This is a genomic window from Pseudobacteroides cellulosolvens ATCC 35603 = DSM 2933, from assembly GCF_001262605.1.
Lineage (GTDB): Bacteria > Bacillota > Clostridia > Acetivibrionales > DSM-2933 > Pseudobacteroides > Pseudobacteroides cellulosolvens.
Genome location: NZ_LGTC01000001.1, coordinates 1,499,469 through 1,522,247, shown reverse-complemented (window position 1 = coordinate 1,522,247; position 22,779 = coordinate 1,499,469). Strand labels below are relative to the sequence as shown.

At 37.2% G+C, this 22,779-nt stretch carries 19 protein-coding genes and 1 pseudogene; 18 read left to right on the top strand and 2 right to left on the bottom strand.

Features of this window, described 5'->3' with window-relative positions; all coding sequences use genetic code 11:
- Window positions 1-31: 31 nt before the first annotated feature.
- On the top strand, window positions 32-682 hold the full coding sequence (locus Bccel_RS06375; protein ID WP_036944288.1) for a hypothetical protein: 651 nt from the start codon (window positions 32-34) through the stop codon (window positions 680-682).
- Between the two features lie 105 nt (window positions 683-787).
- Here the strand turns inward: Bccel_RS06375 and Bccel_RS06370 are convergent, their stop codons facing one another.
- Both Bccel_RS06370 and Bccel_RS06365 read right to left on the bottom strand, forming a co-directional pair.
- On the bottom strand, window positions 788-1,006 hold the full coding sequence (locus Bccel_RS06370) for a hypothetical protein (RefSeq protein WP_036944289.1): 219 nt from the start codon (window positions 1,004-1,006) through the stop codon (window positions 788-790).
- 59 nt (window positions 1,007-1,065) lie between these two features.
- Entirely contained in the window at window positions 1,066-2,649 is a 1,584-nt protein-coding gene (locus tag Bccel_RS06365) for a serine hydrolase domain-containing protein (RefSeq protein WP_050753194.1), read from the bottom strand.
- 176 nt (window positions 2,650-2,825) lie between these two features.
- Here Bccel_RS06365 and Bccel_RS06360 point away from each other — a divergent pair, with 176 nt between their 5' ends.
- From Bccel_RS06360 to Bccel_RS06285, 17 genes and pseudogenes are all read left to right on the top strand, one after another.
- A complete protein-coding gene (locus Bccel_RS06360) occupies window positions 2,826-4,598 on the top strand; it encodes a spore germination protein (protein ID WP_050753193.1) in 1,773 nt (590 codons plus the stop codon).
- Window positions 4,595-5,692 (top strand): GerAB/ArcD/ProY family transporter, encoded by a 1,098-nt coding sequence (locus Bccel_RS06355; RefSeq protein WP_036944291.1) that lies wholly within the window; start codon window positions 4,595-4,597, stop codon window positions 5,690-5,692. The genes Bccel_RS06360 and Bccel_RS06355 overlap by 4 nt, the downstream gene beginning before the upstream one ends.
- Window positions 5,685-6,950 carry a Ger(x)C family spore germination protein gene (locus tag Bccel_RS06350; protein WP_036944292.1) on the top strand — a complete coding sequence of 422 codons (1,266 nt, stop codon included), beginning with the start codon at window positions 5,685-5,687 and terminating at the stop codon, window positions 6,948-6,950. The genes Bccel_RS06355 and Bccel_RS06350 overlap by 8 nt, the downstream gene beginning before the upstream one ends.
- A gap of 3 nt (window positions 6,951-6,953) precedes the next feature.
- Window positions 6,954-7,112: a hypothetical protein gene (locus Bccel_RS30135; protein WP_154673488.1), complete on the top strand. Its 159-nt coding sequence runs from the start codon at window positions 6,954-6,956 to the stop codon at window positions 7,110-7,112.
- 96 nt (window positions 7,113-7,208) lie between these two features.
- Complete coding sequence (locus tag Bccel_RS06345; RefSeq protein WP_036944294.1) at window positions 7,209-8,231, top strand: hypothetical protein; 1,023 nt, start codon at window positions 7,209-7,211, stop codon at window positions 8,229-8,231.
- Window positions 8,232-8,268: 37 nt separating this feature from the next.
- The gene (locus Bccel_RS06340; protein ID WP_036944296.1) at window positions 8,269-9,111 is read left to right on the top strand and encodes a hypothetical protein; all 843 of its coding nucleotides are present in this window, start codon (window positions 8,269-8,271) and stop codon (window positions 9,109-9,111) included.
- A gap of 59 nt (window positions 9,112-9,170) precedes the next feature.
- Window positions 9,171-10,286, top strand: a complete 1,116-nt coding sequence (locus Bccel_RS06335) for a radical SAM/SPASM domain-containing protein (protein WP_036944297.1) — start codon at window positions 9,171-9,173, stop codon at window positions 10,284-10,286.
- A 285-nt stretch (window positions 10,287-10,571) separates the two neighbouring features.
- Window positions 10,572-12,197 carry an L-lactate permease gene (locus Bccel_RS06330; protein ID WP_036944298.1) on the top strand — a complete coding sequence of 542 codons (1,626 nt, stop codon included), beginning with the start codon at window positions 10,572-10,574 and terminating at the stop codon, window positions 12,195-12,197.
- A gap of 124 nt (window positions 12,198-12,321) precedes the next feature.
- Window positions 12,322-13,620, top strand: coding sequence for a phenylacetate--CoA ligase family protein (locus Bccel_RS06325; RefSeq protein WP_036944300.1), 1,299 nt, complete (start codon window positions 12,322-12,324; stop codon window positions 13,618-13,620).
- Between the two features lie 229 nt (window positions 13,621-13,849).
- Window positions 13,850-14,071, top strand: coding sequence for a hypothetical protein (locus tag Bccel_RS06320; protein ID WP_036944302.1), 222 nt, complete (start codon window positions 13,850-13,852; stop codon window positions 14,069-14,071).
- Between the two features lie 42 nt (window positions 14,072-14,113).
- Window positions 14,114-15,858, top strand: a pseudogene (gene iorA, locus Bccel_RS06315) (indolepyruvate ferredoxin oxidoreductase subunit alpha).
- On the top strand, window positions 15,851-16,429 hold the full coding sequence (locus tag Bccel_RS06310; RefSeq protein WP_036944304.1) for an indolepyruvate oxidoreductase subunit beta: 579 nt from the start codon (window positions 15,851-15,853) through the stop codon (window positions 16,427-16,429). Before iorA ends, Bccel_RS06310 begins: the two are co-directional and overlap by 8 nt.
- 45 nt (window positions 16,430-16,474) lie before the next feature.
- Window positions 16,475-17,776: a phenylacetate--CoA ligase family protein gene (locus Bccel_RS06305; protein WP_036944306.1), complete on the top strand. Its 1,302-nt coding sequence runs from the start codon at window positions 16,475-16,477 to the stop codon at window positions 17,774-17,776.
- 27 nt (window positions 17,777-17,803) lie between these two features.
- Window positions 17,804-18,235 (top strand): ACT domain-containing protein, encoded by a 432-nt coding sequence (locus Bccel_RS06300; RefSeq protein WP_036944308.1) that lies wholly within the window; start codon window positions 17,804-17,806, stop codon window positions 18,233-18,235.
- Window positions 18,236-18,249: 14 nt separating this feature from the next.
- Window positions 18,250-18,630, top strand: coding sequence for a RidA family protein (locus Bccel_RS06295; RefSeq protein WP_036944309.1), 381 nt, complete (start codon window positions 18,250-18,252; stop codon window positions 18,628-18,630).
- Window positions 18,631-18,818: 188 nt separating this feature from the next.
- Entirely contained in the window at window positions 18,819-21,317 is a 2,499-nt protein-coding gene (locus Bccel_RS06290) for a glycoside hydrolase family 9 protein (RefSeq protein ID WP_050753192.1), read from the top strand.
- Between the two features lie 76 nt (window positions 21,318-21,393).
- Window positions 21,394-22,665, top strand: a complete 1,272-nt coding sequence (locus tag Bccel_RS06285) for a M14 family metallopeptidase (RefSeq protein ID WP_036944359.1) — start codon at window positions 21,394-21,396, stop codon at window positions 22,663-22,665.
- Window positions 22,666-22,779 lie beyond the last annotated feature (114 nt).

Below are 22,779 nucleotides of genomic sequence, written 5' to 3'. Positions count from 1 at the left end.
CAAAAATGAAAATTAAACGGGGTGGCCGGGATTGAGTAATAATAATTATAAAACAAGGCCTGCATATGATGCCAGGAAAAAAAAGAAAAACATACCTAAAAAACTGATTTTTGTGTTATTGATCATTGTTATAGCAGTAATAGCTATTAGTAATGCTACAGCTACAAAGAAATATTATTTAAAGGATATCAAGGTTGCTAGTGCCAGCATTAGGACCAAAGCTATAGAAGACGGCAAGTATTACATACAAATATCTTCACGGCCGGATTTAAATATAGCCGATGATGATCTATGGATTGAGGTAACTTCAGCTTATTATTACAAGCACAATAATCTTGACCAGGTGGGGGTATTATTTGGAAATTATGATATTTACAAAGAAAAACTCATTGGAAGCAAGATGGCTTTGGAAAAAAGTGTTTGGACTTTTGATGAGATATATGATTCGCTAGAGGATGGGAAAAGCAAAAACCCTTACCGCAAATACAATGCTCCTGCATCAATTGAGAAAAAGAAGGCATTTGAAAGCGGAAATTATTATTTTAAGTTGAAGAATGAAGAAAGAATTTTTACACTAAAGGTCAGTAAGAGTGTTTATGAAAAATATAAAGAAAAGCAGGAGATAGAATGTAAATTTGAGGGATATGGTGATTTTGTAAAGCTGATATCTTTGGCGGAATAATATAGATACCAAACTGAAAAATTGAAAAGTCATATTACAGTCCGGCATCTATGATAAAAGTGATAAATCTATTAAATTTAATAATACTTATAATATAATAGGGCTTTATAGCCCTACATTATTATTCTCCTCATTATTAACGACATCAACGAAAAGATCTCTTAATTGATCCTCAGCCGAACAGCTTTGCTGATAGAACCAAAATTTTACCTTTTCCTCTATTTCGCTATCGGAGCCTTCTGCCTTATGAGGATAAACTGCTACAATCTTTTTAGTTTCCTTATCTCGTAGACCTACTTTTTCCGCATTGTTAAATTTGCTCATGGAAAATCTCCTTATTGCATGGGATTTTGTTTATTATTTATATATTGGATTAATTGCTGTTATTTTATACTGCCTTTGCTTTCCTTCAAATTACCTGGTGACATATTTGAAGAAGTTTTCAATATTACACTGTCTTTATCAAATGAATACATATGCTCAATTACATGAATATCTTGCAATTCCCTGGACACTATTACAAAAGTTTTTTCATCAGACCAATAACCTTTTAATGCAGTTTTGTTATTTGTCGGCAGCGGGCCGAAATTTCCCATATCCACTACTCTCATAACATCATCAAGGCTCACAGGAACTTTATGCTCATAATCATTATCATAAATCGTCAAAGTGCATTCCTTGTCTTTAAAGTCAAATTTAAATGAGCTTTTATCCTCCATAACAAATACTTTTCTCGATATTTGTGATGCAGTTACAGGCATTTCAGGTATTGGTTTGGATTTAGGCTCAGTGCTTATTTCCTTTAACAACTTTGTAAGATGATCTTTTTTTGATGGATCAGAGTTTAATTTTGACTGGGATTTTATACTGGGAATTATAAAACTTTCTACGAGGGTCTCGGGAAGGTAGAAATCATAACCGGAAAGCCCGCTTGTAAAAGCAACTATCATTTCATGCTCAGGTATTACAAATATATATTGTCCCCCATAGCCTCTTGCCGAATACCCTCCGAAGCTGTTTTGCCACCACTGGTATCCGTAACCGTGACGGCCAGCTAATCCTGATGAGGTATCCATCAGCTTTTTAGTAGCTGTTTCAACCCATTTTTGGGGTACTATCTGTTTTCCGTTCCATTTTCCTTCTTTTAAATACAGGTACCCGAATCTCGCCATATCGGAAGGTGTCATGTAAATCCCAGCACCCCCAATATTAATACCCTTTTTATCCGACTCCCAATATATATCCTTAATCCCTATGGGATCAAATAATTTTTCTTTTGAATAATCAAATGTGCTTTTACCTAAAGAATTATGTAAAATTCCTGATAATAGGTGGGATGCCCCTGTGTTGTAGTAAAATTCTGTTCCAGGATTATTTTTCATTGGTCTGTTTAAAATAAATCCAATTTGATCATCACTATCCCACATTTGCTTACATGAATCTGTTGGGGACCCGTAATCTCCTTCCTCAACCCAATCAAGCCCTGCTGTCATAGTGAGAAGGTGCTTGATTTCAAGTGATTTCTTTCTTTCATCCAAATTTTTTATATCGTAACCATTAAAATAGCTTAAAACCTTTTCATCTATTCCTTTTAGTTTTCCATCATCGATGGATATGCCTATAAGAGAAGACATTATGCTCTTGGTACATGAATTAATTACATGCTTATGATCATTTTTATATGGGTAAAAGTTTGCTTCTGTAACAAGGTATCCATTTCGTATTATAAGTAAACTGTGTATATCTTTTTGCTGTTCACGGATGAAATCTATCATTTTATATAACATTTCTGAATCCATTCCCTGATCTTCAGGTGAAGACGTTCTCCAAGCACTATCAGGCCAGTAATCCTGTGACTGGTTTTGGGAAATGGTCTCTTTTTTACTGTTGTTGCATCCTGTAAATACAAAAGCCAATAATAAAACATTTATAACAAATACCATTTTTATTGAGCGATAATTTTTCACAATATGATTCTCCTTATAGAAAAATGTAGTATATTGACCACTTTAATATATAAAAAATACATACATTTGGCAATATCTATTTAGCTGTGGGAGTTATGAATTTTATATATATTGTTTAAATATCGAAATTTATGTCAAAAATTTAATGGTATAAAAGTTTGAAAGAAGGTGCAGAAATGTTTGGATTCTTAAAATCCTTAAAAAAACTAATTACATATGAACCAAAGAAAAGCAAAACTTTTGAGCTTTTAGAAGGAAGCAATGAAGGAGTTGAAAGTGATACAAATCCCCCAACTCCAAACATTAAGAGTGACAATAACAATCAAAGCTATAAAGAGAAAAATACAAAAAGACTTCCATTATGTGTAGATGAGTGGAATAAACAGAAAAACGCGGAACATGTTGCTGCAGAGAATCCCAAGGATGGTAAAGTTTCAACTGATCTAAATACCAATATAGAAGCTGTAAAAATGGAGTTTTGCATTCCCTATAATACTGGCATTATAACCAGACAGTTTAAGATTGCAAGAAAAGTAAATTCATTTATCGCTTATATTGATGGTATGGTTGATAAGGTTTTAATAAGCGAATTTGTTATACAGAAGCTTATGGAAGAACAAAATTTCAATTGCTATTTTGAGGCAGGAAGCTCTACAAGCATTACCGACTTTATATCCGATAATGTTGTTGCTGCTCATGATGTTAGTAAATTAAATGATCTAAATTCTATATATTTTCAGATATTAAGCGGTAATACAGCCTTATTTATTGATGGGGAAGATACATGCCTTGTAATAAGCTCTCGAGGTTATGAAAAACGTGCTGTAGAAAAGCCTGTAACTGAAAATGTTATAATGGGCTCTCAGGAAGGATTCACTGAAAACCTAAGTACAAATATAACACTAATAAGAAAAATAATAAAAAATAAAAGCTTGATATGTGAAAAGTTAAAGATTGGAAAGGTTAACCAGTCACATATTTGTATAATGTATATAAATGGTATAGTAAACCAGGAAATTGTTAAAGAAGTTAAAAAAAGAGTAAGCAGCATAGATACTGATTTTGTGCTTGGTGATGGTATGGTTGGACAATTTATAGAAGAAAACCCTTTTATGATCTTTCCTCAGGCACTAACAACTGAAAGACCCGACAGAGTGGCATCCTTTCTCGCAGAAGGTAAAGTAGCAATTATCTCTGAAGGGACGCCCTTTGCAGAAATTGTACCAAATACTTTTTTCCAGCTTCTTCACACATCTGAAGATGCAATGCTAAGATGGCAATATGGCACATTCCTGCGTATTATTCGTGTTTTAGGCATGTTGATTGCGATGTTTCTTCCAGCAATTTATGTTGCACTTACACTCTTCCACCAGGAGATGATACCTACTGAGCTTCTGGCTGATATTGCAAGCTCAAAGGAAGCGGTTCCTTTTCCGACAATAGTGGAAATAATATTGCTTGAAGTATCCTTTGAACTTATCCGAGAAGGTGGAATACGTATTCCTGGAATTATTGGCCAGACTCTAGGTATTATAGGTGCATTGATACTTGGACAGGCAGCAGTAGCAGCTGGCCTTGTAAGTCCTATACTGATTATTATTGTTGCAGTAACCGGATTGGGCAGTTTTGCAATACCAAATTATTCATTGGGACTGGCAGTTAGAATGCTACGTTTCTTTTTCATATTCTTAGCCGGTATTCTCGGTTTCTACGGTATTTCACTGGGATTATTTTTAGTTGCTTGTATTTCAAGCAATATGAAATCATTTGGAGTACCTTTCTTTTCACCTGTAGCTCCAAAATTAAAATCATCTCCCGATCTTATTATAAGACAGCCTGTATGGCGACAGAAATCGCGGCCGGATTATGTTAACTCACCCAACAGGAAGCGGCAGAGTGACAGGGTTAGAGATTGGAAGAAAAGAAACAAGGGGGACAATAATTCATGATAAGAGAGGGTAAGATTGGCTTGCAGGAGTCAGTTTCATTAATAGCCATTACAATTGGTGTAAAGGTATATTTTACCAGTCCTGCATATATTGCAAGGCTTTTAGGAACCTCATCCTGGTATGCTACAATTATATCTGCTGCTGTTACTTTAGTTGGTTTTACTATTTTGTGTATGCTTCTTAAGCGTTATCCTGGAGAAGATCTGATTGGGGCATTTGAAAAATCACTTGGCAGGGTAATTGGTTTTGTTTTTTCAATTGTAATTGCTATTTTTTTATTTATAATGACAGCCTTAATTCTCAGGGAATTTGCTGAAGTTTTAAAAGTTTATTCACTTCCTCTGACACCGCCGAGTTTTGTCATCGGAATGCTTCTTGCGGCAGCAAGTATTGTGTGCTTTTTAGGATTGGAAAGTATTGCAAGAGCTGCTAGGTTGTTTGCAATTTTTCTTTTGGCAGGATTTTTAGTTGTTATTGTAATGGCTTGGAACAATTATGATATAAAAAACCTTTTTCCAATGATGGGTAATGGTTTGGATAAAACAATTATAAATGGAATAATGAGAAGCTCATTTTATGGGGAAGTTATTGTCTTAGGTATAATAGCCAGCTCTTTACAAGGCTTATCACAGCTTAAAAAATCCGGTTATATTTCAATAATCATATCAGGATTGATTGCGAGCCTGTCACTATTAGCAAGCATGATGGCATTTAGCTATGCAACATCTCAGGAAATTACATCACGTATGTATGAGTTGGCCAGAATAATACAAATAGGGGGCTTCTTTCAAAGGCTTGATCCATTTTTTCTGTTTACCTGGTGCATAGGAACTATGGTGAGTATAAGCTTTCTTTTATATTGCACCATTAGTACTTATTGCAAATCTTTTCGAATTCAGGATATGAGGCCTGTAATAATCCCTTCAGCCGTTATATTGTTTTCCATAAGCATGATGCCGGATGATTTTATAGAGGTTATCGGATATGTAAATATTTTAAGACAGCATAGTTGGACTATATTTTTCGGGTTACCCTTAATAACACTTATTATATCCATTATTAGAAAAAAGAAAGGAGTACAAAAAAATGCCTAAGAACCTTTTATTTGCGGTAGTTTGCATTATTGTATTTTCTTCGTTGACAGGGTGTTATGACGCTAAAGAGATTACAGAGTGGGGATATGTTTACAGCATTGGAATGGAAAAAGGCATAACAGATAAGCTCAGAGTAACCGTTCAAGTACCAAGTATGAAAGGCGGTGATAATGGGGGCGGCACTGCTAAGTCACATGGTGAAATAGAAAATATTGTTATTGACTGTCCATCATTTTATTCAGGAGTAAATATGATAAATTCATTTTTGTCAAGACAGTTAAATTATATGCATACCAAGTATATGGTTTTTTCCGAAGAACTGGCTAGAGAAGGTATAGATACTTATATAAATGGCTTTATAAGATCTAGGCAAATAAGAAGACAGATAAGTGTTATTGTTTCAAAGGGATCAGCAAGCAAGTTCTTGGAAAAAAATATCCTGACAGTAAGTTCTTCGCTGTCAAAGAAACAACAAAACTTATTGACTAGGCAAGAGGATACAGGCTTTTTTAGTGGTGCTACCTATGGGGATATGCTTAATGATGTTAAGACATATTACGGACAGCCTATTGCTATTCTTGCAGCGGTAAATGATGATAACAGATTTAAAGAGGGTGAAGGAAAGGGACAAACAACCTTTAAATCAAGTGGTGATTATTATGCCGGAGAGCTTATGAGAAAAGGGGCAAGTAATGTTGAGTTCTTCGGCACAGCTGTATTTGACGGAGGTAGGATGGTGGGTGAACTAAATGGGGATGAAACCCGTGCACTTTTAATGGTAAGGGATGAATTTAATAGGGGATATTTTGCTGTAAAAGATCCCAAAAAGCAGGATACTACTGTTACTCTTGATGTCAGGAGACAAAAAAAACCGCAAATAAGTGTTGGTTTTAAAGAAAATAATCCTACGGTAAATTTAAAAATATTTTTAGAAGGTGATATAGTTGCCATTCAAAGTACGGTTGATTACGAAAATGAAGAGCTTAAGCCAATATTGGAAACAGAGTTCAAAAATCACATAAAAGAACATTTGGATAAGACTATTAAAAAATGTCAGAATCTAAATTCGGATGTATTTAAATTCGGCTCTTATGCAGCTATGCATTTTCTTACAATTTCAGAATGGGAGGAATATAATTGGCTCAAACGTTTTAAAAATGTAAAAATCAATACAGAGATTGAATTTAGAATAAGGCGAACCGGAACCATGCTAAAGAGCTCGGAAATAATCTCATCCGAGGGGCAGAAGGGGGAATAAGTCATGCGATATATTTTTATAATTCTAACATTAATTCCTGCTGCATATCTTTTAAGCTTCGCAAAATTTACATGGAAGAACAATAAAACTTCAAGTATAGGTTCGGTCATAATGGCGTTGATGTCCATCATTCTCCCTATTGTCACTACACTTTTCAGATAAGACAAATTTGTTTTATAGTTTGGAACAAAAGCATTGAGAGATTCGTCAATAAAAAGTATAATAACCATATATATACTTTAAAAGGAGGCGAATGTTGTGGAACTAAAGCCTGTGAAGAGCTATAGAAAGCCTTGGTATCCTGAAAAATATATTATACTGGAGGATCCTGAGCTTTTAAAGAATATACCAAATAGGTGGAAAAAGAATACATATGTCTGCATAGCAGCCTCAACACTTCTGGCAATTTGTCTTTCGGGTTGTGAAAACCCGGAACAACGCAAATTAGTTGTTGATTCCATATATTCTGCATCATTGGAGTCAACCCTAACTACAGAAAATGTAGCTGTGAATAGTTCCATGTCTTCAAACACGCCAATAAATACGCCAATAAATACGCCAATAAATACTGTGCTAGATAATAAGTCTAATATACCGTTACATACACTGTCTATTACAAAATCAAATACCCCTGGGAAAATTCCGACGAGTACTCCCAAGGAAAAGGCTAAGGAAAAGGCTAAGGAAAATATTAAGGAAAAGACTAAGGAAAAGACTAAGGTTAAGTCGGTTAGAAGCCTTATACCTCCCGTTTTTGAACATGGGGACGGTATTGGAGTTTTTGGAGGTTTTTCTATGGGAGATACTGAGTTTTTAACAGAGGAAGAAGCTTTTATGGTGATAAGTGATGAAGCAAAGAAATACGGTATTAAATTTATACAGGATGACCTTGTTATTAAGGATATGGAAATACCAAGCACCAAATTAAATCCTACTGGCAACAATAGTAAAAAGTCTGATTCAGTAAAAGGTAATCTATCGGTCGATGGATATGATAAACTTAAGAAAATAGGATTCGAATTTGTATCGGAGGATGATTATGTTAGTTGGAAATCCAAGGACAAGATAAGAGGTACAGCTATATCATACAATACTCATAATGCTGCAATGGTATTGAGGGAAGGACTTGAAAAAAAGAAGGCGGATGCTGCAATAGGAGTGTTTTATGATCCGATAAAATCATACTCACAAAGTAACGAAACGGGAAAAGATTCAGCTGATGAGCTAAGGGAACAGGTTAAAGATTTTATTAGTTGGCTCAAGGCTCAGAGTATTATATAAATTAAAAGTATTATGTATTAAAAAGGAGGCGGATGCTGTGGAATTAATGCCTGTAAAGAAGTACCAAAAACCTAAGTACCCTGAAAAATATATTATACTGGAGAATCCAGAACTTTTAAAGAATATACCAAATAGGTGGAAAAAGAACGCTTATGTCTGTATTGCTGCCTCAACACTTCTGGCAATTAGTTTTTCAGGCTGTGAAAAGATGCAAAACGATAATGATAAGACAAGTTCGATTGTTGACTCGATTTACTCTGAGGCACCATTAAACATTAAATTAGATAAAGAAGATGGACTCATACCTCCTGTTTTCAAGCATGGGGACGGTATGGGCAGCTTTGGCTGCTCATCTGTAGTGCCGCCGGTCTTTTTATCTGAGGAAGAGGCGTTTAAGGTGGTAAGTGATGAAGCGGATAAATATGGCATAAAGTTTACAAAGAATGATCTAGTTATAAAAGATATGGAAGTACCAAGTACTTTTTGTTACTTGGATTTTAATGGTGAGAACAAAAAGAAGGTTAATTCGGTAAATGGAGATATGACTTTTGACGGATATGATAAGGGCAAGAAAATAGGTTTTGAATTTATATCTAAGGAAGATTATGTAGGGTGGAAAGTTGAGCAGGGCTATAGAAGCTCGGTGGAGGAGTATCTTGCATATGAAGCTGCCGAGGTACTAAGAGAGGGATTGGTAAAAAAGAAGGCTGATGCTGCAATAGGAGTATTTTATGATCCGATGGAGCCTAGTCCAGAAAAGTTCAAAGATAATAAAATTTATGATTTCACAGAGGAAGAGTTGAGAAAAGAAGCCACTGACAAGCTAAGAGGTCAGGTTAGGGATTTTTTAAGCTGGCTAAAAGCTCAGGGGATTATATAAATATTAATCACCTTTAATTAAAAGTGTTATTAATCATGCATTTGGAGGGAGAGGCATAGATGCATTTTACATTTCACCTAACCAATGATTGCAACATGGCATGCAAGTATTGCTATGTTAATGGCGATGCAATAAGTACAATGAGTTTGGAAACAGCTCGCAGAGCGGTAGATTTGGCTGCCGAAATTGGAGGAGAGTCCTTGGGAATAGTTTTTTTCGGGGGAGAACCACTTCTAAAAAAAGAGCTTATTTATGAGATTATAGATTATTGCAAATGGAAGGAAAAGGGGCAGAACTATGGATTTCACTACAAGATTACAACCAATGGTCTTTTGCTTGATGAGGAATTTATAAAATACTCATTAAAAGAGAATTTATTTATTGCCTTAAGTTTTGATGGAGTTCAAAAGGCGCATGATAAAATGAGAGTTGATAAGGCAGGAAAGGGAACCTATGACAGGCTTGTGGATAAACTTCCCATGCTTATAGATGCCAGACCCTATGCTCCGGTTATGATGGTTGTAAGCCCCGATACGGTGAAGTTCTATTGCGAATCGGTCATTTTTCTTTATGAAAAAGGTTTTAAGTATATCATATGCTCATTAGACTATTCTGGGGCATGGACCGATGATCACATGGAAATTTTAAAAAGAGAATATAAAAAACTTTCAAAGTTTTACTATGAAAGGACCATTAGTGAAGAAAAATTTTATTTGAGTCCCTTTGAGGTTAAAATTAGTTCCCATATTAATTGTGACAGTTACAGTAGTGAAAGGTGTGAGCTGGGTAAAAAACAGGTTTCTGCAGCACCTGATGGAAGGCTTTACCCATGTGTACAGTTTGTGGGAAATTCCTTTTACAGCATTGGAAATGTCTTGACAGGTATTGACGAAAATAAGAGGCAGGAACTTTTCTATAGAAATGAAGAGGAAAAAGAAAGCTGCAAAGATTGTGCAGTAAGAAAAAGGTGTAACCATCATTGCGGCTGTCTCAATCTACAAACAACGGGAAATATTGATATGGTTTCACCTGTTTTATGTGCACATGAAAGGATTGTAATGCCTATTGCCGACAGGTTGGCTGAGACATTATACAAAAAAAGGAACGGAATGTTCATACAAAAGCACTATAACGATGTATTCCCACTCATATCTATGATTGAAGACAAAACTTAATCGACGTTTTTTCATATTTTTCTTTATTTTTCTTTTGTATTATTATAAAATGTTTATATTAAGGCATGAATGAAAAATTACTTCAGCTTTTGAGCGGGTGTTGACGAGTTAAGTCAACACATGAGCGAAATTTATAGCGGAAGTTATTTTAATCATGACTAAAAGTGTTATATATATTAAACACTTTTAATAATCTTATATAATTAAATCAATTTCCTAGTATAAATCCATAAGGTTGGTTAGTACGGTAGGTATTGAAATTTAGAACAGTGAGGATGGTAGAAAATGGATCTTGGGACATGGGGGTCTCTCCTATTGACCCTATTGCCGATTGCGGTAATTTTGGGTATGCTTATTATCTGGAAAAAACCAGCAGATGTAAGCGGTATTGTAGGTTGGTTGGTAATTTCAGTAATTGCAGTTTTCTTTTTTAAGACTTCACTAGAAGTCATTGGTCGTTCGACCATAGCGGGTTTTGTTAAATCCTTTCCGGTATCTCTTATAGTAGCAACTTCTCTTCTTCAAATGGCATTCATGGAAAAGACAGGTGCATTAAAAAGGGTTATAATCTTCATCAAAACCATAGCCAGTGAAAATAAAGCTGTGCAGATAATGATGATAAGTATCGGGTTTGGTACACTAATGGTTGCAGTGGGTGCAACACCGGTATCGATATTACCCCCGATTCTTATTGCAATGGGATACAGCACATATGTTGCAATAGCACTTCCTGCTATAGGCTATGACTCGTTATGTACATATGCACTATTGGGTGCTCCTGTAGTTGTTTTTTATGATATGGCCAACGGTTTCATCAAGCAAAACCAATTAGGGCCGGAGTTGACCCTGGCACAGATAGGAAGCATATTTTTTATGTTCCTGCCGGTGGTTTCAACAATGATCGGTTTTTGTATGCTTTGGATAGTTGGAAAGTGGAATGCAATCAAGCAAGGATGGCTTCCATGCTTAATCACAGGTTTTGTCATCGGTGTAGTGTCATTCTTTACAAACAAGTTTGAAAACTTGGTTACTTTAACCGGTGTATTGTGCGGTTTGGCGGTAATTGTTGCAATGGTAATTTATCTTCTTGTTACAGGCAAGAAGATTATAGATAGAAGCAAACTTTCCAAGGAGGAATTGGACTACGAAAAGAAATTCCCTCTGTGGAAAGCTTTAACACCATGGTTTTTACTTATAATCCTAATACTGGCATTAAACATGCCAAAGGATATGTTTAATTATCTGTATAAAGAAATGACTTTGCCTATTAAAGGTTTATCGGCAAACTTCAAGGAAGAAATCAAGACAAGGGTATTATGGAATGCGTATACTTGGATTTTTGTCAGCACAATTCTTTCAATGATATTCATAAGGCCAACAGGCAAGCAGATAAAAGAAACACTTCAAGTGTGGAAAAAAAGGGCACCACGTCCGATTTTCTCAGCAGCCATATTCTTTGCAATTGGAGAAATTATGAATATGTCCGGTTTTAACATTGCAGAACAGAAAAATGTAGTTGATAGTATGGTTGTAGTACTTGCAAACTTCTCATCTGATGTTTTTAAAGGTGCATATGGTGCTATAGTAGGCTTTATTGGACTGTTTGGCGGATTCATAACGGGAAGTGAGGCTTCTACCATAGGAATGTTTGCCAAATACACAATGGCTACGGCAAAAAATCTAGGTCATGGAATAACAGGGCTTGTTATTATTACAGCAGCTTTGGCATTTGGAGGAGGTCTTGCTAGTGTTATATCTCCAGCCAAACTGCAAAATGCTGCAGCGTCGATAGATAAATTAGGTGAAGAAAACAGTGTTATAAAAGTAGCATTTGTATTCTCGCTAATACTCACCGCAGTAACTTCTGTGTTTGCACTGATTTTATTAAGTACTGTAAAGTCGTTAATATAAGAAATGAGTAAAATATTACTTCCGCTTTTGAGCGGGTGTTGACGAGTTAAGTCAACACATGAGCGAAATTTATAGCGGAAGTTATATTTTAGTTATTACTAAGGATTAAAAGGGGATGTGTATAATGATTTGGAATAGGGAAGTAGAGGTTTCAACCAGAAAAGACATGGAAGCCCTACAGCTGGAAAATTTAAAGGAGATTGTAAAAAGGGCATATGAAAACGTGCCGTTTTACAGAAGAAAGTTTGACGAGATAGGATTGAAGCCTGAGCATATTGTTACTCTCAAGGATATCGAAAAGATTCCTTTTACAACCAAGCTTGACTTAAGGGATAATTATCCTTATAGCCTATTTGCTGTTCCAATGAAGCAAATAGTTAGAGTACATGCTTCATCGGGTACCACAGGAAAGCCTATTGTTGTTGGATATACCAAAAAGGACCTGGATAATTGGAGTGAATGTGTTGCAAGGCTCATTGTGGCAGCAGGTGGAAGCGATGAGGATATTGCACAGGTAGTGTTCGGGTATGGCTTGTTTACAGGCGGATTTGGACTCCATTACGGCCTTGAGAAAGTTGGGATAAGCGTTATTCCGGTTTCCAGCGGAAACTCTGAAAGACAACTCATGCTTCTTCAGGACTTTGGTGCAACCATCATAGTTGGTACTCCTTCGTATGTGCTGCATTTATCGGAAATTGCTGAAGAGATGGGAGTTACAAAAGGAAAACACAGGCTAAAGCTTGGACTTTTCGGTGGAGAGGGTCACACCCCTGAAATGAGAGCAGAAATAGAAAAACGATGGGGGATTCTTGCAACTGAGAATTATGGCTTAAGCGAAATAGTTGGACCGGGCGTTGCTGGCGAATGTATTCATCAATGTGGTATGCATATAAATGAAGACCATTTTTATCCCGAAATAATTAATCCTGATACAGGAGATACACTGGGATACGGTGAAAGAGGAGAGCTTGTTCTTACAACTCTGACAAAAGAAGGGATACCAATGCTGCGTTACAGGACTAAGGACATAACGGTATTGAATCCTGAAACCTGCAAGTGCGGACGAACTTCTGTTAGGATGAACAAGGTCCTCGGAAGAACTGACGATATGCTTATTATAAGAGGTGTTAATGTTTTCCCATCTCAGATTGAAAGTGTTCTTGTGGGAATGGAGCATATTGGACCTCATTATCAGATAATAGTTACTAAAAAAGGTTATATGGATGCAATAGAGGTTTTGGTTGAGTTAATCGACGGAAGCCTTCTAGAAAAGTTCAGCGAGTTGGAAAACCTTGAAAAACAGATAAGGCATAAGATTAAGACTACTTTGCAGATTGATGCTAAGATCAGGCTTGTCGAGCCAAAAACGATTGAGAGATCCCTCGGTAAAGCAAAGAGAGTTATTGATTTAAGAAACAATTAATGTTATAAATATATTAATAATAAACAAAATCACGAAATGAATTTTAAAATTTTTAAGTTGTCGTGAGAAATTGTGGTGTTAAATACACCATAAATTCCCTGGACATCATGATAAGATACCGAACTGTAAAGTTTATATAAACTCGCTTGAAATATCCCAATTTCGGCTATTTCACTCACTTTATAAAACTAGTTTTACAGTTGGATATCTATAAGATATGGTGATAATCATGGAAATGTTTTTATTTGTTTTAGCTGTTGCATTTTTAATAATTCTGCCAATAGCGTCTATTGGGGTTTTGATGCTTTTAAGAAAAAAATTAATCCTGGATAAAATGCTGATCGAAAGGATTGATAAGCTTATAAGCCTGAAGGACCCAAATTATAAACCAAACGATCATATAGAATACTGTGAAGACAACGAAATATATTCTGAGGATGAGAAGTACTAAAAAGAATTTATTTAAAAGAATTTATTTAGATGGGGGATTTTAATGAAAAGACTAATGCTTGGTAATGAGGCGGTTGCAAGGGGTGCATATGAAGCTGGAGTAACTGTTGCTGCAGCTTATCCCGGTACGCCAAGTACTGAAATAACTGAGAACATAGCGAAATATGATGAGATTTATGCCGAGTGGTCACCTAATGAAAAGGTTGCTTTAGAGGTAGCTATAGGTGCATCGGTTGCAGGTGCACGTTCCATTTGTGCTATGAAGCATGTTGGACTTAATGTGGCAGCGGATCCTTTGTTTACAGCATCCTATACTGGTGTGAACGGCGGACTGGTAATTATGGTAGCCGATGATCCAGGTATGCACAGTTCACAGAATGAGCAGGACAGCAGGTTCTATGCAAGATCATCAAAGGTGCCTATGCTTGAGCCTTCAGATAGCCAGGAATGTAAGGATTATGTGAGGCAAGCCTTCGAGATAAGCGAAAAGTATGACTGTCCTGTAATTGTCAGGCTTTCAACAAGGATTGCACATTCACAGAGCATAGTTGAGCTTTCTGAAAAAGTGGACTATAAGCTTAAGGATTATGTTAAAAATCCGGGCAAGTATGTAATGATGCCTGCTATGGCTAGAAAAAGGCATGTTGAGGTTGAAAAGAGAATGAGCCTTTTAAAGGAGGATTCAAACACATCTTCCTTAAATAAAATAGAGTGGGGAAATAAGGATGTCGGAATTATAACCAGCGGTGTTGCATATCAATATGCAAGGGAAGCTTTCGGGATGTATCCTATCTCAAGCTGGGCATGGTTTATCCTCTTCCTGATAAACTTATAAAAGAGTTTGCTAAGGAAGTTAAAACCCTCTATGTAATAGAAGAATTAGAGCCTTTTATTGAAGACCATATATTAAAGTTGGGAATAAAGGTTATTGGCAAGGAATGTCTGCCTGTCATCGGAGAGTTAAGCTCCCAAATAATTAAGGAAAAAATCCTTGGCACTCAAGCTAAAAAAGGTGCAGTAGTAGAAGAGAATGCTCCTATGAGGCCGCCGGTAATGTGTCCGGGTTGCCCTCACAGAGGAACATACTATGTTCTTAAAAAACAAAAGCTTACTGTCAGCGGTGATATAGGCTGTTATACATTAGGAGCATTGCCTCCAACCGAGACAATGGATATGTGCGTATGTATGGGATCTAGTGTTAGCGGTGCCCATGGATTTGAAAAGGCCAGAGGCAAGGAGTTTGGCAAAAAGACTGTAGCCGTAATAGGTGATTCAACATTTATGCACTCCGGTATAACAGGACTTATTGATATTGTTTATAATAAAGGTAATTCTACTGTTCTGATACTTGATAATTCAATTACAGGTATGACAGGACATCAACATAATCCAACAACAGGTTATACCATTAAAAATGAGCCTACCAGGCAGGTTGACCTTGTTAAACTTGCAAATGCAGTGGGAATTGACAGAGTAAGAGTCGTTGATCCATTTAACTTAAAGGAATTAGACAAGGTTGTAAAAGAAGAAACTTCAGCAGATGAACCTTCGGTCATAATTGCACAAAGACCGTGTGCATTGTTAAAGGGAGTTAAATATAGCGGACCTTTGAAGATAAACATGGATAAGTGCAAAAAGTGCAAGCAGTGCTTCACAATAGGCTGTCCGGCACTTGTTAATGTTGGGGATCACATAGAAATAAACGATGCATTATGTATAGGCTGCGAACTTTGTACTAAACTGTGCAATTTCGGTGCAATAGAAAAGGCTGGTGAAAACAATGGATAAACTTAATATAATGATAGTTGGAGTTGGCGGACAGGGCACACTTTTAGCCAGCAGGATTTTAGGAAATGTTGCAATGAAGATGAATTTTGACGTTAAGGTTTCTGAGGTACATGGGATGGCACAGAGGGGCGGCAGCGTTGTAACTTATGTCAAGTTTGCAAAGAAAGTTTATTCTCCCATCATTGAAAAGGGAGAAGCGGATATAATTCTTGCCTTTGAGCAATTGGAAGCTTTGAGGTGGATGGAGTATCTTAAAAATGGAGGAAGCTATATAATAAATGAGCAAAGGATTGATCCAATACCTGTAATTTTAGGTAAAGAAAAATATCCTGAGGGCATTATTGGAAAAATAAATGGAGTTGTAAATAAAACTATAGCAGTGGATGCCTTGCCAATAGCCAGAGAATGTGGAAATATAAAGGCAGTTAACGTTGTTCTTTTGGGAGTTTTAGCAAAGGAAACTGGAATTGACAAGGAAATATGGATGGAGTCAATCAAGGAAACAGTTCCGCCAAAGCTTCAGGAAATCAATTTCAAAGCTTTTGAAGCAGGATACGGACTTGCAGTGTAAGTGATATGTAAAGCCACAGATTCAATATTTCAAGGAGGTTTTAGGATGCAATACTGGAATTCCACCTATGAGTGTATGCCTAGAGAAGAGATGAGAAGAGTCCAGAGCGAGAGACTCGTAAGTACTGTAAAGAGAATATATCACAATGTACCTTTTTACAGAGCAAAAATGCAGAAGCAGGGAATAGAACCCGGTGACATTAAATCTATTGATGATTTAAAGAAACTGCCCTTTACCTATAAACAGGATTTGAGAGATAATTATCCTTATGGTTTGTTTGCAGTACCTATGAGTGAAATCGTAAGGATTCATGCTTCTTCCGGTACTACAGGAAAGCAGACTGTTGTAGGGTACACAAGAAGAGACCTTGATACATGGGCTGAAGTAATGGCAAGGACTCTGACATCAGCAGGTGCTGACAGGGAGTCATTTATTCAGATAGCTTACGGGTATGGCCTTTTTACAGGCGGACTAGGTGCACATTATGGTGCTGAAAGAGTAGGAGCATCCGTTATTCCAATCTCCGGTGGTAATACATCAAGACAGCTTCAGATAATGAAAGACTTTGGAACAACACATTTGGCATGTACTCCATCATATGCCCTTTATCTTGCAGAGGCTCTGGAAGAGGCTGGATTTAAAAAGGGTGATCTCAAGCTTCGGGCGGGGGTTTTTGGTGCAGAGCCATGGTCGGAAAACATGAGAAAAGAAATTGAAGACAGGCTTGGTATTTTAGCAATAGACATATATGGATTAAGCGAAATAATCGGCCCTGGCGTGGCAAGTGAGTGCCATTGCAAGACAGGTATGCATATACAGGAGGATCATTTTATACCTGAAATAATCAATCCTGAGACTGAAGAGGTTCTTCCTCCTGGTGAAAAGGGTGAACTTGTATTTACAACTGTCACCAAAGAAGGGCTTCCGCTCATAAGATACAGAACAAGGGATCTTACAGTCCTTAAAACAGAGGTTTGCGAATGCGGAAGGACCACTGTCAGAATGAATAAAGTAACAGGTAGAACTGACGACATGCTTATTATAAGAGGTGTTAATGTTTTCCCATCCCAGATTGAGAGCGTTCTTTTAGAAATAGGTGAAACTGCACCGCATTATATGTTGATTGTCGATAGAAAAGATAACCTTGACATACTGGAGATTCAAGTAGAAATGACACCTGGACTTTTCTCCGATGAGGTTAAAAAGATTGAGGAAATTGAAGGAAAAATAAGAAAAGGTATAGAAAGTACACTTGGGATAAATGCTAAAATAAGGCTTGTTGAACCTAAGACTATTGAAAGAAGTGAAGGTAAAGCAAAAAGAGTTATAGATAAAAGGAAAATGTAGTAGAATATAAATATAGGAGGGTTTGGTATGCTGATAAAACAAATATCTGTTTTTCTTGAAAACAAGTCGGGAAGGCTTGCAGAAGTAACTAAAACTCTTGGTAATGAGGAAATAGACATAAGTGCCTTGTCTATTGCTGATACTACAGACTTTGGAATATTAAGACTCATTGTAAACCAGCCTGAAAAGGCAGAAGCAGTTTTAAAGAATAACGGTTTTACAGTTAGCAGCACAAACGTTATAGCCATTGCTGTAGAGGATAAACCGGGAGGTTTGGCTGCTGCATTGGATATACTTGAGAGTCAGTCAATAGGAATTGAATATATGTATGCTTTCATAGGCAAGGCGAAGGATGAAGCACTTGTTATATTAAGAGTGGAAGATTCTGAAAAGGCCGTTGCAGCTATGGAAAAGAGCAGTATAAAAGTTATCTCTTCAAAAGAGGTTTATGGGCTTTGAAAGGATGATTAAATATGAAGAAGGAAGTACTTACAACAAAAAAGGCTCCCGAAGCTATTGGTCCATATTCACAGGCTATTAAGGTAGGGGACATTATATATACCTCAGGCCAGATCCCCATTGATCCCGCTACTGGTCAGGTTGTACAGGGCGGCATTGAGGCACAGACAAAGCAGGTTCTAGAAAACATAAATGCTATTTTGGTTAATGCAGGCAGCAGCTTTAAAAATGTTATAAAATCAACTGTCTTTGTTAAGGATATGAATGATTTTACTGCAATTAACAATATCTATGGACAGTATTTTAAGGAACCTTATCCTGCGAGATCGTTGGTAGAAGTGGCAAGGCTTCCTAAAGATGTTCTCATTGAAATCGAGGTTATTGCCCTGGTATAGTTTAAAGCATTTATAGAATGAATAAAATTAAACAAAAAATTAATTATTTGACAATGGAATGAATTGTCGGTTTATATGGCAATTTGATATAATTTTTATATAAAATTATTATGTTAATTTATCACTTCACAAATTAATACTATTTGTGAAGTATTTTATTTTATATAGAAAAAATATAGGAGGTAAGTATGAGTAAGAGGAACAGAACAAACAGAAAAGTGGCATTTCTTTTATCAATTGCTTTTGCAGTGTCAACTATCATTGTACCCCAGACAGTTTCAGGTGCAGCAGACTACAACTATGGTGAGGCTCTTCAGAAAGGAATAATGTTCTATGAATTCCAGCGTTCAGGTAAACTTCCTGACAATATGCGTACAAACTGGCGTGGGGACTCAGGAATGACCGATGGAGCAGATTCGGGCCTGGATTTAACAGGCGGATGGTATGATGCAGGAGACCATGTCAAGTTTAATCTTCCCATGGCATATACTGCTACAATGTTATCATGGAGCGTTTACGAAAACCGGAGCAGCTATGAAAAGAGCGGGCAGCTTCCCTACATACTGGATAACATTAAATGGGCAACGGATTATTTGATAAAATGCCATCCAAGTCCCAATGTGTATTATTACCAGGTTGGTGATGGAGGACCTGACCATAATTGGTGGGGACCTGCAGAATGTATGCAAATGAAGCGACCATCATATAAGGTTGATTCGGCAAGCCCGGGATCGGCAGTTGCTGGTGAAGCTGCGGCAGCATTGGCTGCAGCATCAGCCATATTTAAGGCTACAGATCCCACATATTCTGCACTATGCCTTAAGCATGCCAAAGAACTCTTTGCTTTTGCCGATACAACAAAGAGTGATACAGGATATACTGCAGCAGCAAGTTTCTACAAATCATGGAGCGGATTCTATGATGAACTTACATGGGCTTCCATGTGGATATACCTGGCTACTAATGACGAAACATACCTTAAAAAGGCTGAAAGCTATGAGCCTAACTGGGCAAGGGAAAATCAAAGTACTACTATAAAATACAAATGGGCTCACTGCTGGGATGATAAGCTTATGGGTGCCTTATTGCTTCTTGCAAGGGCTACTGATAAACCTTTATATAAGGAATGCTTTGAAAGACACCTTGACTTCTGGACAACGGGAGCAGGGGCAAACAGGATAACATATACTCCTAAAGGATTGGCCTGGCTTGATACATGGGGATCATTAAGGTATGCCACAACCGAAGGGTTTTTAGGAAGTGTATATGCTGAGTGGTCAGGAGCGGATGCTTCAAAGGCAGCAACATATAAAAGCTTCGCGAAAAGCCAGATTGATTATGCGTTAGGGAGTGCTGGAAGAAGTTTTGTTGTGGGATTCGGCACCAATCCTCCTGAGCATCCGCACCATAGAACAGCACACGGTTCATGGTCCGATCAGGACACAGTGCCCGATTATCACAGGCATGTTTTATATGGTGCACTTGTAGGAGGACCAAATTCGTCTGACGGTTACAAGGATGAAGTTAAGGATTTTACTGCCAATGAGGTTGCGTGTGACTACAATGCAGGATTTGTTGCATTATTATCATATATGGTCGGTAAATACGGCGGAACCCCCATACCGGATTTCAATGCAATCGAAAAGCCTACAAACGAAGAATTCTTCGTTGAAACATCAATTAACGGCAAGGGTGACAATTACATAGAAATAAAATCATTGACCAATAACAGGTCTGGTTGGCCTGCAAAAGTTGCAGACAAATTATCATATAGATATTATTTGGATATAACTGAAGCTATTAATGCAGGGTATAAAGCAGAAGATATTGTTGTTTCAACAAATTATAATGATGGGGGAAAGGCATCAAGTCTTAAGCCCTATGATGCAGAAAAGAATATATACTATGTTGAGGTTGACTTTACAGGGACCAAGATTTACCCCGGAGGGCAGTCCAACTACAAAAAGGAAGTACAGGTAAGAATAGCCGGACCAAAGGATACCAAGTTCTGGGATAACACAAATGATTTCTCCTTCCAGGGCGTTGCACCGCAAGGGGAGACTCCTAAATTGAATAAGTATATAACTGTTTACGATAACGGTGTGAAGGTGTTTGGTGATGAACCAAACGGTACTACGGTCCCAAGTCCGTCATCATCTGTTAAACCTTCAGGTTCACCTACTTCATTGCCTACAAATACTCCTGTCCCTTCAGGAGCACCTACTGTGTCAAGCAGGCCAATTAGCGGGTATGTGAACGGATCAGGCTTTAAGGTTGAACTCGAAGGAACACAGTATTATGCTACATCAGACACAAACGGGTACTTTATAATAAATGATGTTGCACCCAATTCAGAAGGGTATACTGTTAAAATTTCTAAATCTGGATGTTTAGCCAGAAGGGTTACTACCAAAATTCCGATAAATTACTATAGTATTTCAATATCAAGTAAAAGCAACCCAATAGGCTTAATACCAGGTGACTTAAACAATGATGAAGCTATAAATATTGGAGACGCTATATTGATTGCTGCATCTTCCTTCAGCAAATTGGCTGTTGTAAATTATGAAATGGACTTAAATAATGATGGTGTAATAAATATGTCTGATATAATTATTATTGCACAGAATTTCGGCAAAACTTCAGCAGACTATGCACCTATTTATGTTCCTCTTCCACAGGGATGATGTAAGATATAGACAGCCACATTTTATAGTCCATTATAATAGAATATAATAGGAATTGAATTCTATGGTAATTATAATGGAAATATTAAGATTAGGCTCGACAGGGCCAAATGTAAAACTGATTCAAAGCCTTTTAAGAAGGATTGGTTATGGCATTGATGCGGTTGACGGAGTTTTTGGGAATAATACAAGGCAGGCAGTTATAGCCTTTCAAAGGAATAACGGACTTACACCTGATGGAATTGTTGGCCCGGCAACATGGGCGATTATGGAAAACCTTTTGCTTGGTTATGACACATATGTAATAAGGCAGGGTGATTCATTATATAATATTGCAAGAAGGTATAATACAACCTTAAATGCCATATTGACTGCCAATCCGGGAATCAACCCAAATGCATTAAGGATAGGTCAGCAGATAATTGTACCGTATGGAATTGATGTTGTTTTTACAGACATAGACTACACATATGAGATATTGGAAAGGCAGATTCGTGGACTTAGAGTAAGGTATCCATTCATAGAGATTGGTGTAGCTGGAAGAAGCGTTATGGGTAAGAATTTATACTATATAAGACTGGGACGAGGCACAAAGCAGGTTTCCTACAATGCCTCCCATCATGCAAATGAATGGATAACTACACCTGTGTTGATGAAATTTGTAGAAAATTTCTCAAGAGCATTTTCTGTCGGTGGGTTTTTAGGAGGATATAATGTTCCTAATATATGGAGGCAGACAAGTATCTATATTGTACCCATGGTTAATCCTGATGGAGTTGACCTGGTGAATTACTGGCCGAACTATACCAATCCGGCATATGCAGAGGCAGCAAGGATAAATAGAACAGGACGTCCGCTTCCGAGCGTATGGAAAGCAAATATCAGGGGTGTTGATATTAATCTTAATTACCCTGCGGAATGGGAAAAGGAGCATGAGCTTGAGATTGAAGCAGGGATCACCGGGCCTGCACCAAGAGACTATGGTGGACCTGCACCTTTATCGGAACCGGAATCTACTGCAATGGTGAATTTTACAAGGAACCGTAATTTCAGGCTGATTATTGCTTATCATACCCAAGGGCAGGTGATTTACTATGGGTTCCAAAACCTCGAGCCTCCTGAAACACAAACCATTGCAGAGCTTTTTGGAAGGGTCAGCGGTTATGCAATATCCAATAATCCGGCAGAGGCATCATACGCAGGCTATAAGGACTGGTTTGTTCAGGATTTTAGAAGACCGGGATTTACAATTGAGGTTGGTTTGGGGGTCAATCCGGTGCCTATTACTCAATTTCCCACAATATATCGTCAGAATGAAGAAATATTGATATTGGGTGCTTTGGTATAGTCTATTTCTAAAGGCTGTTGCACAACTTCAAAGTTTGTTTTGCAGCAGCTTTTTCTATTTGAGAAATTATGGTGTTGCGATTTTGTTCCTTCCAGTTTAATTATATCATGCGAT

Excerpts from the sequence above, each read along its gene's own strand:
- Bccel_RS30135 (WP_154673488.1), top strand. The coding sequence starts at position 6,954 with ATGCGATATATTTTTATAATTCTAACATTAATTCCTGCTGCATATCTT.
- Bccel_RS06355 (WP_036944291.1), top strand. The coding sequence starts at position 4,595 with ATGATAAGAGAGGGTAAGATTGGCTTGCAGGAGTCAGTTTCATTAATA.
- Bccel_RS06335 (WP_036944297.1), top strand. The coding sequence starts at position 9,171 with ATGCATTTTACATTTCACCTAACCAATGATTGCAACATGGCATGCAAG.
- Bccel_RS06290 (WP_050753192.1), top strand. The coding sequence starts at position 18,819 with ATGAGTAAGAGGAACAGAACAAACAGAAAAGTGGCATTTCTTTTATCA.
- Bccel_RS06320 (WP_036944302.1), top strand. The coding sequence starts at position 13,850 with ATGGAAATGTTTTTATTTGTTTTAGCTGTTGCATTTTTAATAATTCTG.
- Bccel_RS06285 (WP_036944359.1), top strand. The coding sequence starts at position 21,394 with ATGGAAATATTAAGATTAGGCTCGACAGGGCCAAATGTAAAACTGATT.
- Bccel_RS06325 (WP_036944300.1), top strand. The coding sequence starts at position 12,322 with ATGATTTGGAATAGGGAAGTAGAGGTTTCAACCAGAAAAGACATGGAA.
- Bccel_RS06305 (WP_036944306.1), top strand. The coding sequence starts at position 16,475 with ATGCAATACTGGAATTCCACCTATGAGTGTATGCCTAGAGAAGAGATG.
- Bccel_RS06350 (WP_036944292.1), top strand. The coding sequence starts at position 5,685 with ATGCCTAAGAACCTTTTATTTGCGGTAGTTTGCATTATTGTATTTTCT.
- Bccel_RS06300 (WP_036944308.1), top strand. The coding sequence starts at position 17,804 with ATGCTGATAAAACAAATATCTGTTTTTCTTGAAAACAAGTCGGGAAGG.
- Bccel_RS06370 (WP_036944289.1), bottom strand. The coding sequence starts at position 1,006 with ATGAGCAAATTTAACAATGCGGAAAAAGTAGGTCTACGAGATAAGGAA.
- Bccel_RS06310 (WP_036944304.1), top strand. The coding sequence starts at position 15,851 with ATGGATAAACTTAATATAATGATAGTTGGAGTTGGCGGACAGGGCACA.
- Bccel_RS06330 (WP_036944298.1), top strand. The coding sequence starts at position 10,572 with ATGGATCTTGGGACATGGGGGTCTCTCCTATTGACCCTATTGCCGATT.
- Bccel_RS06295 (WP_036944309.1), top strand. The coding sequence starts at position 18,250 with ATGAAGAAGGAAGTACTTACAACAAAAAAGGCTCCCGAAGCTATTGGT.
- Bccel_RS06360 (WP_050753193.1), top strand. The coding sequence starts at position 2,826 with ATGTTTGGATTCTTAAAATCCTTAAAAAAACTAATTACATATGAACCA.